Annotated in this window: 12 protein-coding genes; 5 read left to right on the forward strand and 7 right to left on the reverse strand. The window is 48.9% G+C overall.

Annotated features, from left to right (window positions below; all coding sequences use genetic code 11):
• Nucleotides 1-9: 9 nt before the first annotated feature.
• The 6 genes from gyrA to dnaA all read right to left on the reverse strand — a co-directional run bounded on the left by gyrA (nt 10) and on the right by dnaA (nt 8767).
• Nucleotides 10-2580 (reverse strand): DNA gyrase subunit A, encoded by a 2571-nt coding sequence (gyrA, locus tag AC13H5_RS00205; RefSeq protein WP_034780292.1) that lies wholly within the window; start codon nt 2578-2580, stop codon nt 10-12.
• Nucleotides 2581-2602: 22 nt separating this feature from the next.
• Nucleotides 2603-4531 carry a DNA topoisomerase (ATP-hydrolyzing) subunit B gene (gene gyrB / locus AC13H5_RS00210; protein WP_483546112.1) on the reverse strand — a complete coding sequence of 643 codons (1929 nt, stop codon included), beginning with the start codon at nt 4529-4531 and terminating at the stop codon, nt 2603-2605.
• A gap of 54 nt (nt 4532-4585) precedes the next feature.
• On the reverse strand, nt 4586-5704 hold the full coding sequence (gene recF, locus AC13H5_RS00215; protein WP_034780294.1) for a DNA replication/repair protein RecF: 1119 nt from the start codon (nt 5702-5704) through the stop codon (nt 4586-4588).
• A 1-nt stretch (nt 5705) separates the two neighbouring features.
• Entirely contained in the window at nt 5706-5921 is a 216-nt protein-coding gene (yaaA, locus tag AC13H5_RS00220) for a S4 domain-containing protein YaaA (RefSeq protein WP_034780295.1), read from the reverse strand.
• A gap of 135 nt (nt 5922-6056) precedes the next feature.
• Entirely contained in the window at nt 6057-7196 is a 1140-nt protein-coding gene (dnaN, locus tag AC13H5_RS00225; RefSeq protein WP_034780296.1) for a DNA polymerase III subunit beta, read from the reverse strand.
• 197 nt (nt 7197-7393) lie between these two features.
• Nucleotides 7394-8767 carry a chromosomal replication initiator protein DnaA gene (gene dnaA, locus AC13H5_RS00230; RefSeq protein ID WP_021067847.1) on the reverse strand — a complete coding sequence of 458 codons (1374 nt, stop codon included), beginning with the start codon at nt 8765-8767 and terminating at the stop codon, nt 7394-7396.
• Between the two features lie 771 nt (nt 8768-9538).
• Here dnaA and rpmH point away from each other — a divergent pair.
• From rpmH to AC13H5_RS00250, 4 genes are all read left to right on the forward strand, one after another.
• Nucleotides 9539-9673, forward strand: coding sequence for a 50S ribosomal protein L34 (gene rpmH, locus AC13H5_RS00235; protein WP_015880216.1), 135 nt, complete (start codon nt 9539-9541; stop codon nt 9671-9673).
• Nucleotides 9674-9840: 167 nt separating this feature from the next.
• Nucleotides 9841-10194, forward strand: coding sequence for a ribonuclease P protein component (gene rnpA, locus AC13H5_RS00240; RefSeq protein ID WP_034780297.1), 354 nt, complete (start codon nt 9841-9843; stop codon nt 10192-10194).
• Nucleotides 10195-10296: 102 nt separating this feature from the next.
• The gene (gene yidC, locus AC13H5_RS00245; protein WP_034780298.1) at nt 10297-11157 is read left to right on the forward strand and encodes a membrane protein insertase YidC; all 861 of its coding nucleotides are present in this window, start codon (nt 10297-10299) and stop codon (nt 11155-11157) included.
• A gap of 121 nt (nt 11158-11278) precedes the next feature.
• The gene (locus AC13H5_RS00250; protein ID WP_138860250.1) at nt 11279-11821 is read left to right on the forward strand and encodes an HdeD family acid-resistance protein; all 543 of its coding nucleotides are present in this window, start codon (nt 11279-11281) and stop codon (nt 11819-11821) included.
• Nucleotides 11822-11837: 16 nt separating this feature from the next.
• Here AC13H5_RS00250 and AC13H5_RS00255 read toward each other — a convergent pair whose 3' ends face one another.
• Nucleotides 11838-12590 (reverse strand): nucleotidyltransferase domain-containing protein, encoded by a 753-nt coding sequence (locus tag AC13H5_RS00255; RefSeq protein WP_214824047.1) that lies wholly within the window; start codon nt 12588-12590, stop codon nt 11838-11840.
• A gap of 170 nt (nt 12591-12760) precedes the next feature.
• On the opposite strand from AC13H5_RS00255, the gene mnmE reads away from it, so the two are divergent.
• Complete coding sequence (mnmE, locus tag AC13H5_RS00260; RefSeq protein ID WP_034780303.1) at nt 12761-14140, forward strand: tRNA uridine-5-carboxymethylaminomethyl(34) synthesis GTPase MnmE; 1380 nt, start codon at nt 12761-12763, stop codon at nt 14138-14140.
• Nucleotides 14141-14149: the final 9 nt, after the last annotated feature.

Below are 14149 nucleotides of genomic sequence, written 5' to 3' on the forward strand. Positions count from 1 at the left end.
TGTTTCGCCTTATTCGGTCACTTCAGACGATAGGTCGGTTTCTGGTGCTTCACCATCAAATCCATTCTCCATCTCATCTGCTGATTCCTCTTCTAGCTCATCTTTTTTCAATTTTGCGATGGTCGCTAAGCGATCGCCATCCTCGATGTTCATGACTTTCACACCGCGCGTACTGCGACCCATTTGTGAAATCGTCTGTGCGTCAATTCGAATGGCGACACCAAGCTCGGTCATGAGCATGATATCGTCGTCCTCATCCACGACTCGCATACCGACGACGGTACCGCGGTCGGTCTTGATTCCGATGATTCCAGAACCACCTCGACCTTGCGTACGGAATTGCTCCATTGCGGTACGTTTTCCGTAACCCTTTTCCGTGATGATCAATACGTCTTGTGTCGGTCGTACGATTTCCATCGAGACAACTTGATCATCGTCCTTTTTCAATCGGATGGCACGAACGCCGCGAGCTGTACGGCCCATCGAACGCACTTCCCCTTCAAGTGGGAAACGAATCGACATCCCTTCACGGGTCACAATCAACATTTCGTCGTCGCTCTTCGCGAGACGAACGGTGACGAGTTCATCGGTGTCATTCAAACTGATGGCACGAAGTCCATTTTTATTGATGCGGGCATACGCCGAGAGCGGTGAACGTTTAACGAGTCCTTGCTTCGTAATGAATACGAGCGACAATTGCTCATCCGCCACTTCCGCTTCCGAGTCTTCAGTGCCATCCTCGACGATGGCCTTGTCCGCCAAATAACTTTGGAAATCGACCGGAATCATCGTTTCGACTTTCTCGCCTTTATCGACTTGGAGCAAGTTGATAATCGGCATCCCTTTCGCAGTCCGACTCATCTCAGGAATCTCATAGCCTTTCAAGCGGAAGACACGGCCGAAATTCGTAAAGAAGAGAATCGTATCATGCGTAGATGCAGACAAAAGACGTAACACGAAGTCTTCATCGTTCGTGCCCATTCCTTGTTTCCCTCGTCCACCACGGCGTTGCGTACGATATGAGTCACTCGGGATCGACTTGATGTATCCTTCACTCGTAAGTGTGATCATCATGTCACGGACCGGAATCAAATCTTCATCTTCGAGTTCGATGATGTCCGTACGGATTACCGTCCGACGTGGATCGCCGTAACGCTCTTTGATTTCTGTCAACTCGTTGCGGATGATTTGGAGCAAGAGCTCTTCGTCCCCTAAAATGGCACGAAGTTCTTCGATCAAGGCACGAATCTCACGATACTCGCCTTCGATTTTCTCACGCTCAAGTCCAGTCAAACGTTGAAGACGCATATCGAGAATCGCTTGTGTCTGCTCGGTCGATAACCCGAAACGGGCAATCAACTTCTCGCGAGCCTCGTCACCGGTCCGTGTACTACGGATGATGGCGATGACTTCGTCCAAATGATCGAGTGCCACGCGCAATCCTTCAAGGATGTGCGCACGTGCCTCAGCCTTGTCGAGGTCGAATTGTGTCCGACGACGAACGACTTCTTTTTGGTGCTCGATATAGTAATAAATCGCCTGCTTCAAGTTGAGTGTCTTCGGTCGACCGCCGACGAGGGCGAGCATGTTGACCCCAAACGTCGTTTGCATCGGCGTCTGTTTGTACAAGTTGTTCAAAATGACGCTGGCATTCGCATCGCGGCGTACTTCGATGACGACACGCATCCCGTTACGGTCTGATTCGTCACGAAGGTCGGTGATGCCTTCGATTTTCTTGTCGCGTACCAAATCGGCAATCTTTTCGACGAGGCGCGCTTTGTTCACTTGATACGGGATTTCATGAACGAGAATGCGCTCACGGCCATTTTTCAACACTTCGATCTCAGCTTTGGCACGCATCGTGATCGATCCACGACCCGTCTCATAGGCGCGGCGAATTCCGCTACGTCCTAAAATCTCACCAGCTGTCGGGAAATCAGGACCAGGAATATGCTGCATCAACTCAGAAATCGTGATATCCGGATTATGCGTCAATGCAAGCACCCCATCAATCACTTCGTTCAAGTTATGCGGCGGTACGTTCGTGGCCATCCCGACTGCAATCCCGCTCGTTCCATTAACCAAGAAGTTCGGGAACCGGGCAGGCATGACGACCGGTTCTTTTTCTTCCCCGTCAAAGTTCGGTTGGTAATCGATTGTATTCTTCCCGATATCACGGACGAGTTCCATCGCGATTTTCGACATCCGCGCTTCTGTGTAACGCATCGCTGCCGCCGAGTCACCGTCGACAGAACCAAAGTTTCCGTGGCCATCTACGAGTTCGTAACGGTAACTAAAGTCTTGCGCCATCCGAACCATCGTCTCGTAAACGGCAGAGTCACCGTGCGGGTGATACTTACCGATAACGTCACCGACAACACGCGCCGATTTCTTATGGGGCTTGTCAGCACGAATTCCAAGTTCGTTCATCGCATAAAGAATGCGGCGGTGAACCGGCTTCAAACCGTCTCGTACATCTGGGAGGGCACGTGACACGATTACGCTCATCGCATAGTCCATGAACGAGGTGCGCATCTCTTGGCTAATATTTATATCCTTGATATTTTCTTGTTCTGCCATTCGTTATTGCCTACCCTTCTTTTTAAATATCGAGGTTTTTCACGTAATGCGCATGTGATTGGATGAAGTCACGTCGCGGCTCGACATTGTCACCCATGAGTGTTTCAAAAATCTCATCCGCCTCAATGGCGTCTTGAAGGTCGACACGAAGCATCGAGCGTGTCTCTGGATTCATCGTCGTGCTCCACAGCTGTTCAGGGTCCATCTCACCGAGACCTTTGTAACGCTGTACACTGTAACGAGCACTTTCTGGAAGCTGTTTAATCGCTTCTTGCAGTTCCCGTTCATTTTGGACGTAGGTGACGTCTTTTCCGTGCTTCAAGCCGTAAAGTGGCGGTTGCGCGATATACACATAGCCGCTTTCAACGAGCGGACGCATGTAACGGTAGAAGAACGTCAAGAGCAGTGTCCGAATGTGGGCTCCATCGACGTCGGCATCGGTCATGATAATCAATTTATGGTACCGCGCCTTCGCGAGATCGAACTCTTCCGCGATCCCAGTCCCGAGCGCCGTTATAATTGTACGAACTTCTTGGTTGGCTAAAATCTTATCAAGTCTCGCTTTTTCGACGTTGATGATTTTACCTCGAATCGGCAAGATCGCTTGGAAGTGACGATCGCGACCTGATTTTGCAGAGCCACCGGCCGAGTCACCCTCAACGATGTACAATTCAGACTTCGATGCATCTTTCGATGAACAGTCTGCTAGTTTCCCAGGCAATGAACTGACTTCGAGGATTCCTTTTCGGCGAGTCATTTCACGAGCACGTTTCGCTGCAAGACGAGCACGTGCCGCCATTAAACCTTTGTCGACAATCAATCGCCCGACAGACGGGTTCTCAAGCAAGAACTGCTCAAACGTGTCTGTGAAGAGCGAGTCTGTCGCTGTACGAGCGTCAGCGTTGCCGAGCTTTGTCTTCGTTTGACCCTCGAACTGTGGCGATGGGTGTTTGACCGAGACAATCGCCGTCAATCCTTCACGTACGTCATCCCCTGACAAGCTACCATCGGCTTCTTTCATGAGACCGAAGCGTTTTGCATAGTCGTTGATCGAACGAGTCAGTGCCGTTTTGAACCCTGTCTCGTGCGTTCCGCCCTCGTGGGTCGGGATGTTGTTCGTGAATGAATAGATGTTGCTCGCAAATCCTTCGTTGTACTGAAGCGCGATCTCAACTTCAATCCCATCCTTCGTGCCATGTACATAGACAGGCTCATCGTGGATTGAGGCTTTTGAGCGGTTCAAGTGTTCAACGTATGACTTGATTCCGCCCTCGTAATGATAGTTGCGTTCAATCGTCTCATCACTGCGCTCGTCTTTTGCGACGATGCGAAGCCCTTTGTTCAGGAAGGCAAGTTCGCGCAGACGTGTGGCGAGTAAATCAAAGTCGTATTCGAGCGTCTCCTCAAAGATATCGCCGTCCGGGAAGAAACGGACAGTCGTACCCGTCGTATCAGTCGTACCAACGATTTCGAGTTCTCCTTGTGGAACACCGCGTTTGAATGATTGGTAGTAGACGTTGCCGTTACGGCGAACGAACACTTCAAGTTTCGTCGACAAGGCGTTAACGACCGAGGCTCCGACGCCGTGCAGACCGCCTGAGACTTTATATCCGCCACCACCGAATTTACCTCCGGCGTGAAGGACCGTGAAAATGACTTCAACGGCTGGACGTCCCGTTTTCTTTTGAACATCGACCGGGATGCCTCGCCCGTTGTCTTCAACGACGACTGAGTTACCCGGCTCGACCGTGACCGTAATCGTGTCACAGTGTCCCGCGAGTGCTTCGTCAATCGAGTTATCGACGATTTCCCATACTAAGTGATGGAGTCCTCGTGAGCTCGTCGAACCGATATACATCCCCGGGCGTTTGCGAACAGCTTCTAACCCTTCAAGTACTTGAATCTGATCGGCACCATAATCTTGCATTTGTTTTTCGTTTTCGTTACTCATCGGTTTCATTCACCTACTATACATGAATTGGTGTTCATATGGATTGGTCTTACTTCATACAGATTCTGTTTCAACTTCGCCCTGTTTCACGTGAAACACCTTTGCTTGTTGAATCGTTTCGTGAGCGATCCCATCAATATTGGTTGTCGTGATAATCGTTTGGACTTTTTGGCCCATCGTATCGAGCAGATGGGTTTGGCGATGGTCGTCTAATTCAGATAACACGTCATCTAACAAGAGCAGCGGATATTCCCCGACCTCTTCGTGAATCAGTTCAATCTCCGCTAGCTTTAAAGACAAAGCCGCTGTGCGCTGCTGACCTTGCGAACCGAACGTTTGGACATTGCGATTGTTGACGTACAACTCAAAATCATCTCGATGCGGACCAAATAACGTCACACCTCGTCTTCGTTCGTTCTCTCTTATTTTATCAAACTTTCGACGATACGTTTCAAACATCGCATCTTTTGGGTAACGTTCTTTTTGGAATGTATCCGATACGTACTGAATCGTCAGTGTCTCCAAGTTTCGCGTGATGCCGGCGTGAATCGGCCCGGCCCATTTTTCGAGTTGATCGATGAAATGATGGCGCCGTGAAACGATTTTCACCGCAAGTTCAATCATTTGATCGGTGAGTACCTCGAGCAGTGTCTCATCCCCGCCTTTGATTGAGAGCTGTTTCAACAGGGCGTTTCGTTGCTTTAGCGTCTTCAAGTACTGGTTTAATTCATGTAGATAAACAGGACTCACTTGCCCGATCTCCATATCTAAAAACCGACGTCGTCCTTGCGGGCTGCCTTTGACGATGGCGAGGTCTTCTGGTGCGAACAGTACGACGTTGAAGGCCCCGACGTAGTCGCTGAGACGACGTTGTTCGAGATGGTTCAATTTCGCTTTTTTCCCTTTCGGTGAAAACGTGAGCGATTGGACCGTCTCACCGGTCCGTTTATGAATCCGCCCTTCGACCATCGCAGCATCCGCTTCCCAGCCGATCAGTTCACGGTCTTGCGTCGTCCGATGTGACTTCGCGAGCGCAAGTACGTAAATCGATTCGAGTAGATTCGTTTTCCCTTGGGCATTTTCCCCGATGAGAACGTTCGTCTGTTCTGAAAAATCTAGCTCGAGGGTTTCGTAGTTGCGGTAGTTTTGCAATCGGATCGACTTTAAGTGCACGTTAGTTCCCCTCGATTTGGAAGTCTCCGAAGCCTTCGACTTCGATCGTATCCCCATCCCGTAGTTTCCGTCCGCGACGTTGATCGACCTCGCCGTTCACTTTGATCTGAACGTCCTCTAAAAAGAACTTCGCTTGGCCTCCGCTTGAAATAATATCAGCCAACTTCAAAAATTGTCCGAGTGTTACATACTCGGTTGTAATCGACACTTTTTGCATGTCGTCACTTCCTTTCTTTCATACTTAGTACAAAAAATCGCCATACTTATTAGTTTATCGAAAAACGTCGAATAAGGCAAAAACGGGGATGATAAGGTGAAACACCTCATCATCCCCGAATCCGCTCCGTCAGATTTAAGACGTACGGACTGGCAAGATCAACTGAAGGACGCTATCCTGTTCGACCGGACGCAAGATGAACGGTCGCATCGAACCCGTAAACTGGATTTCGATTTCTGAAGCATCAAGCGCACGGAGTGCATCCATCACAAATTTAGAGTTGAATGAAATTTTTAACTCTTCTCCTTCAAGCGACAGGATGCTGACGCGTTCTGACACTTTCCCGACTTCTGGAGAGTGGGACGAAACTTCAACCGTCGTCGCTTCTTCCGCGACAAATTTAATGACGTTGTTGCGATCGGCCCGGGCGAGCAGCGAGGCTCGGTCAATTGCCTGCAAGAAATCTTTAGCGTTCAAACGGACCGCTGTCCGGTATTCTTCCGGAATCAAACGTGATGTGTCCGGGTACGCCCCGTCTAAGAGACGTGAGAAGAACGAGATGTTTTTCATTCGGAATAAAATTTGTTGATCCGTCAAAACAATCTCGACTGGCAATTCTTCGCGGTCGAGCAATTTAGCGAGCTCGTTCAATGAGCGGCCCGGTACGACAACGTTTTGGAACGTCAAATCGTTGTCGGTCTCGAACCGTGCCCGACGGAGGGCTAAACGGTGGCTATCCGTGGCGACACAAGTCAAAAATCCTTTTTCAGCTGAGAAGTTAACCCCTGTAAGAACGGGACGTGTCTCTTGAGCTGATACAGCGAAGCTCGTCTGGCGGATGATTGTCTTCAACAAATCAGCCGGCAAGTAAAAACGACGCTCGCTTGAAAGCTCAGGAAGACGTGGGTATTCATCTGGGTCGAGTCCGTTCAAGTGGAATTCGGCTTGTCCTGACTCAATCCGCGTCATAAAGTTTGGAGACACTTCAAGTGTCACTTCATTCGTCGGCAACTTTTTAACAATTTCGCCAAGGAAGCGCGCATTGAGCACGACGCTGCCTGCTCGTTGGATTTGAATGAGTTCGATTCCGCCTTCTTCAATCGGGATTAAGCGTTCGATTGAAATCTCGGTATCACTTCCTGTGAGTGTCAACCCATCGGCATGAGCCTCAAGCTTTAAACCTGTGAGGATTGGAATCGTCGTTCTAGAAGCAACGGCCTTCGATACGTCTTGTACGGCTTGCATGAATACATCTCGCTGAATCGTTAAGTGCATGTGGATAATTCCTCCTAAGTGAACTGAGTCATATAGTTTAATAATAATAGTATTATTTAAGTCATAATAGTAATAAGGGCTGTGGATACTGGGGATAAGTCACTTGAACCACTCGTACTAAGCCATTCTGCCTGTGAATAACATGTGGATAACTATGTGGGTTTATCCACAGGATATCCACAGCGAAACATAAGACGTTAGGACAAAGCCTTCTTTAGTGTCTGAATCGTCTCTTGCATCTCTGGATCATGCTTGAGTAACGTACTAATTTTCTCATGAGCGTGGATAACGGTCGTGTGATCACGTCCGCCGAACTCTTCTCCTATCTTAGGAAGCGAGCTTTCCGTCATCTCACGGGACAAGTACATCGCGATTTGACGAGGGAATGCGAGCGTCTTCGTCCGTTTCTTCGCTTTCAGCTCATCGACTTCAATATTAAAGTGACGACCGACGATCTCTTGAATGTCACGAATGACGATCTTCTTCGCTTCTTGGACCGGCATGATATTGTGCAACGCTTCGGCAGCGACATCCGGATCAATCGGACGACCGACGAGTTTGGCGTAGGCGACGACGCGCGTCAACGCCCCTTCGAGTTCACGAATGTTCGTGTCGATTTGATTGGCGATGTACAGCATGACGTCGTTTGCGATATCAAGCCCTTCTGCTGTCGCCTTCTTACGTAAGATGGCAATCCGCGTTTCGAGGTCAGGCGGTGTGATATCTGTGATAAGACCCCATTCGAACCGCGAACGAAGACGATCTTCGAGCGTCGGGATCTCTTTAGGCGGTCGGTCGCTAGAAATCACAATCTGTTTTTGGTCGTTATGAAGCGCATTGAACGTATGGAAGAACTCTTCCTGCGTCTGCTCTTTACCGGCCAAGAACTGAATGTCATCAATCAAGAGGACATCGATGTTCCGATAACGGTTACGGAACTCTTCGGTCTTATTGTCACGAATCGAGTTGATGAACTCATTTGTGAACTTTTCAGATGATACGTAAGCAATTCGTGCGCCAGGCTTTTGCCCTTTCACGTAATGCCCAATCGCATGCATCAAATGCGTCTTGCCGAGTCCGACTCCCCCATAAATGAAGAGCGGGTTATAGGCACGGGCCGGAGCTTCCGCCACGGCGAGCGAGGCGGCATGGGCAAACCGGTTTCCGGAGCCGATGACAAATGTCTCGAAAATGTATTTGTCATTCAGTTGTCCGAGGTTCCCTTCCTCTTTTGGCAGTACTGGAAGCGGCTGTTCTTTCATTTCTGTGGCAGCAATCGTTTCTTTCGATCCATCCGCAGGTGCATACTTGTGTGCTTGCGACTCTTCGATAAAATGAATCTCAAGCTTGTTGTTTGTCACTTCTTCAATCGTATCTTGTAACAATGACAAGTACTGACGTTCAAGCCAAGTCACAATGAAACTGGCTGGTGCGGATACGACGAGCGTCGTCCCCATCAACGAAATTCCTTCTGTTGATTTCAACCACATATCAAAGCTGGCTTTTGGCGTTCGTTCCTCTTCTTCAATCAGAGATAAAACATTTCTCCAAATCTCGCGAGCATTCTTCAATGAAAGACCTCCTTTACTCACATGTTGGCGAAACTTATTCACATGATATACACATTCACTATTCTATAGTAGATACTAGGGTTATCCCCAGAGAACAAAAACTGTGGATAACGTTATCCACATGGTGTTGATGTTGGGGATAACAGTTATCCACAGCCTGTGTATATCTTGGAATTGCTAAAAGTTCATCCACAAGTTTGTGCACATTCAGTTTATCAAAATAAAATAGACGTGGCAACGGTTTTTGATATTTATCCACAGACGACCAAAAGAATCCACAGGCAGTTATCCACATGCTGTGTACAGTGTGGATAAACTGTGGATATGTTGTGGATAATTGTTAGTAAGCAAAGTTGTGGTCAGAAAAGTTATACACAAAAGAGGAAGAAGGAATGGAGAAGAATATTTTTTTAAGAGAAGAAAATGAAAAATTAAAAAACGGCATGCTTAATTTGTTGAAAAAGAAGGAGTTATTCACATATAAGTGTGGATAACTCTTGGGATATGTGGATAAAATGGCTTAAGACAGCTGTTTGTAAAAAAGTCACTGTAAGATTGTTAATTCTCGATGTTACTTAACGCTTCCGTTTCTTCTAAATCGTGCCATCCAGAGATCGTCTCCCCCTCCCCTGGCAATTGATTTCGCCCTAATGGAAAACCTAACGAAAATTCATTGACAATCTGGGGAACTGTTTATATAATCTTAAAGACTGCCTTAAATGAAACTATAACTTGCTAATAGAGCGTTAACCTTGAGGAGGTGCTTTAACCATGAAACCAACTTTCAATCCTAACAACCGTAAGCGTAAGAAAGTCCACGGATTCCGTGCTCGCATGGCGACTAAAAACGGCCGCAACATTCTTGCAGCTCGCCGTCGTAAAGGCCGCAAAGCCTTGACTGTCTAATAAAGATCATGAGATTGCCCGAGGATTTTTCCTTGGGCAATCTTTTTTTATATCGTCACAGAAGTCACACAAACGGACGGAAAAAGCTGATTCGCCCTCGTTGAAACGAATGGGATATGGTATGATGTTAGTTGACGATTTTTGAAGTGAAGGATGGAGTGAGAATTTTGAAAAAAGAATACCGCCTGCAAAAGAATGAAGAGTTCCAAGCGGTGTTTCGTGAAGGACGCTCCGTGGCCAATCGTCAGTTTGTCGTCTACACGCAAAAAGCGGATCAAGCGCACTTCCGGGTCGGACTTTCGGTCAGTAAAAAGCTTGGAAATGCCGTGGAACGAAACCGGATGAAACGATTGATGCGTGAATCACTTCGCTTGCTCGAACCAAACGTGGCTCCGCACAATTACGTCATCATTGCGCGCAAACCTGCGACGTCCCTTACACAAGATGAAGTGACGGAAAGCTTGAAACACGTCTTTAAACGGGCTAAAGTTTGGAAGCAGAGACAAGTCGATCGATCGTAACAATCCGAGCTCGTTCTTTCATATATAACGCGAACTAATTAGGATTGACCGATAGACGTGTGATGAAACAAAAGAATCGATAAAGAAAGCGTAGGAGGAACTATGAGCAAAAAGCTAAAATTAGGATTGTTGGCCGTCATGACCGGCGTCATCATGTTGATGGCTGGTTGTGTCGACCCATCGACGATCCAAGGAGAGCCGATCACGGCTGAGACGGAAGGCTTCTGGTCGAAATACTTTGTTTGGCCATTGGCATGGTTGTTGAAAGAAGCGGCTTACTTAATCGGTGGGACGTGGCAGTACGGATACTCGATCATCGTTGCGACGATTATCGTTCGTCTCTTGATTTTACCGCTTATGATCAAGCAGACGAAGAGCATGGGTGCGATGCAAGTGTTGCAACCGGAAATGCTCAAGCTTCGTGAGAAGTACAGCTCGAAAGACCAAGAGACGCAACGCAAGCTTCAAGAAGAAATGATGAAGATGTATCAAGAGTATCAAATCAACCCGCTCGCGGGCTGCTTGCCAATTTTGATTCAAATGCCGATCCTCTTCGCGTTCTACGATGCGATCCGTCGGACACCTGAAATCTTTGAAGCGCAGTTCCTTTGGTTCGACCTCGGGGCACCAGATCCGACGTTCATCTTGCCGATTCTCGCGGCAATCTTGACGTTTGCACAGCAAAAAATTTCAATGGCGGGCCAAGAACAAAACCCACAATTGAAAATGATGCTCTACATCTTCCCGGTGATGATCTTCGTCATGTCGATTACCCTTCCGGCTGCCCTCTCGATGTACTGGGTCGTCGGTTACATCATCTCGATCATCGTGACGATGGCAATCATGCTCCCGATGCGTGAGAAGATGAAAGTCCAAGCTGAAGCGAAGATTGCGGCGAAAGAAGCAGAACGTGCCGCGCTTGCTGAAGAAGAGAAGAAGACGAAAAAGAAAAAACGTAAATAAATCCTAAGGCTGTGGATAACCAATCCACAGCCTTTTTTTGTCGCTTCGGATGGATAAGGGCCGAATACGGGAATAAAGGAAGAAGTGGTCTACTTCGTTACATCGGAAAGGGGTCTTTCAAATGGAGACGCTTATCAAACGGTTGGAACGGTCGACATTCATTCAGGCAGCACTTTATGTCATCATCGGTTTACTCATCATCTTATATCCACGTTTCTTTTTTGATGCGATTGTCTATGTGGTCGCGGCTTATTTTGCCATCATCGGTCTAATCGCCATCGTTCAAGGGTTGCGCCACAAACGAAATGGCCTCCCACCCGGCTTTTTTATGGGAATCATCTATCTATTGATCGCCTTGATCGTCTTTTTCTTCGCCGAGACGTTAGCGAGCCTGCTTCCAATCTTCATCGGTGCCCTCTTCTTGTTCGGGGGGATCATCCGGTTGATTCAAGCCGTCGGATTTCGCCGGACGATCGCCAATCGGTGGATGTACTTCATGCTGAGCAGTCTATTGTGGATTGGGATTGGCCTGCTCATGTTGGCGAACCCGTTCGATAGCCTGCTCGTCTTGTTCCAATTGTTCGGCGGTTTTCTCATCGCCGTCGGGGTGATCGAATGGGTGCTCTATTTCACGCTCCGCTCGTCGAGACGTCAGCAAGCATAAACGAAAGCCGCTCACATCAGGAGCGGCTTTTTTCACGGATGACGAGTCGGTCCAAAAACGGACGAATCACTTCGAACGCAACGGTCGTCTCGAAGAAGGGACGCTCGGCTTCGAGACGGGAGATATACCAGCGAGCGGCTGTCGCATGATGGTCGGGTGTCAACGCTTCATAAAAGGTCCGGATTTCAATCCGCTGCCGGGCGGCCACGTCTTTCAACCCGAGTGCGGCCCGTTCGGGTTCGTAATGAGCGGCAAGTGCGTAAGCGAAATGACTCATGCCTTGCCGGAGCATCTCGACGGCCCAGACATCGTTGCCGCGGTCACGGGCTTTCGTATATTGGAAAAAGAACCAAATCGCATCAAACACGTGTCCGCTCAAATCTTCAACCGATAAAGTGAGCGAACTCGGGTGATGTTGCAGTCGGTGTTCCGGATCGTACAGCACCGTAATTGTGTCTTGATGGTTCAACGTGTCCGCCGTCACCGTGAAGAAGTCGAGATGCAAGAAATCATCATAGACGACGATCAGTTGCGGGGCCACGATATCGATTTCGTCCTCGAGCAGGATCGGGCGATATGTGGCCAGATGGTCGCGGCGGCGCGGCAAGAACTCATTCAGGCTGTCAGGGGCGACCATGACGTACAAGTCGACATCGGAATGTTCGTCCGCTTCACCACGTCCGAACGATCCTTTCAAGAAAATGGCCTGCACATCCTTGTCGGAGATGAGGCTGTCGGTCAATGTGGCGATGGCATCTTGCTGTCGCATTTCATCACGTCCTCCATGGAAATATATTCCTTTATTGTACTAAAGTAATTCCTTGAAATGCAACCGTTGCTCGAGAGGTCGGACTCTTTCGTTCGAGACAAATATCGTGTATAGTAGGTGCGTTATGCATAAGATAGAGGAAGTAGTAAGAAGTATGGGAGGGAAAGATGATGCTAGAGTTTGACACGATTACGGCGATTTCGACGCCGATGGGTGAAGGGGCAATCGGAATCGTCCGCTTGTCCGGTGACCGCGCCGTCGAGACGGTGGGCCGTGTGTTTTCTGGAAAAGATTTGACGAAAGTGGAGTCACATACGATCCATTACGGAAAATTGAAACGTCCTGGCACGGACGAGGTCGTCGATGAAGTCATGGTGAGCATCATGCGCGCACCGAAGACGTTCACGCGAGAAGACGTCGTCGAAATCAATTGCCACGGAGGAATCGTCGCGGTCAATCGTGTCCTCGAACTGATTCTTGAACAACCGGACATCCGCTTGGCAGAACCGGGCGAGTTCACGAAACGCGCCTTTTTAAATGGACGCATCGATTTGTCGCAAGCCGAGGCCGTCATGGATTTGATTCGTGCCAAAACGGATCGGGCCATGAACGTCGCCATGTCACAAATGGAAGGACGTTTGTCACGGCTTGTCCGCGAGTTGCGTCAATTGTTGCTTGAGACGATTGCGGCGGTCGAGGTCAATATCGACTACCCGGAATACGACGCCGAAGAGATGACCCAGGCCATCGTCGAAGACAAGGCGGGCGAAGTGAAGCGTGTGCTCGAGCAACTGCTTGAGACGGCGCGACAAGGGAAAATCTTGCGGGAAGGTCTCGCGACAGCGATTATCGGTCGGCCGAACGTCGGCAAGTCATCGCTCATGAACACGCTCGTTCAAGAGACGAAAGCGATTGTCACGGAAATCGCCGGCACGACGCGCGATACGATTGAAGAGTATGTGAACGTCAAAGGCGTTCCGCTCAAATTGATTGATACGGCAGGGATTCGCGAGACGGAAGACATCGTCGAGCGGATCGGTGTCGAGAAATCGCGCAAGGCGCTCACGGGCGCGGACTTGATTTTGCTCGTCTTGAACGGGCACGAAGGTCTGACTGTCGAGGATGAGGCCTTGTTTGAGGCGATTGCTGGTATGAATGCGATCATCATCATCAATAAGACGGACTTGCCACAAAGTATGGATTCTTCTAAGCTGGAGAAACTAGCGGCAGGTCGCCCGATCGTGGCGACGTCTCTCTTATTAGAAGAGGGAATCGACGCATTGGAGAAGGCGATCTCGAACTTGTTCTTCGCTAAAGGCGTCGAATCACAGGATATGACATATATCTCGAACGCACGACACATTCAACTCATCAAACGGACGATCGAACAAATCGATGAGGCGCTCGGAAGTGCCGTCATGAATTTGCCGATCGATATGGTCCAAATCGATTTGCGACGGGCGTGGGACACGCTCGGCGAGATCAACGGGGACACCGTTCAAGAAAGTTTGATTGATCAACTCTTTTCACAGTTTTGTCTTGGGAAATAATAAGGAGGA

The sequence above is a fragment of the Exiguobacterium sp. FD-YE-25-4 genome, from assembly GCF_057004685.1.

What these genes read in the sequence shown, in the direction of transcription:
- mnmE (WP_034780303.1), top strand. Translation starts at nt 12,761, where the DNA reads ATGCTAGAGTTTGACACGATTACGGCGATTTCGACGCCGATGGGTGAA.
- yidC (WP_034780298.1), top strand. Translation starts at nt 10,297, where the DNA reads ATGAGCAAAAAGCTAAAATTAGGATTGTTGGCCGTCATGACCGGCGTC.
- gyrA (WP_034780292.1), bottom strand. Translation starts at nt 2,580, where the DNA reads ATGGCAGAACAAGAAAATATCAAGGATATAAATATTAGCCAAGAGATG.
- dnaN (WP_034780296.1), bottom strand. Translation starts at nt 7,196, where the DNA reads ATGCACTTAACGATTCAGCGAGATGTATTCATGCAAGCCGTACAAGAC.
- rpmH (WP_015880216.1), top strand. Translation starts at nt 9,539, where the DNA reads ATGAAACCAACTTTCAATCCTAACAACCGTAAGCGTAAGAAAGTCCAC.
- yaaA (WP_034780295.1), bottom strand. Translation starts at nt 5,921, where the DNA reads ATGCAAAAAGTGTCGATTACAACCGAGTATGTAACACTCGGACAATTT.
- AC13H5_RS00255 (WP_214824047.1), bottom strand. Translation starts at nt 12,590, where the DNA reads ATGCGACAGCAAGATGCCATCGCCACATTGACCGACAGCCTCATCTCC.
- AC13H5_RS00250 (WP_138860250.1), top strand. Translation starts at nt 11,279, where the DNA reads ATGGAGACGCTTATCAAACGGTTGGAACGGTCGACATTCATTCAGGCA.
- gyrB (WP_483546112.1), bottom strand. Translation starts at nt 4,531, where the DNA reads ATGAGTAACGAAAACGAAAAACAAATGCAAGATTATGGTGCCGATCAG.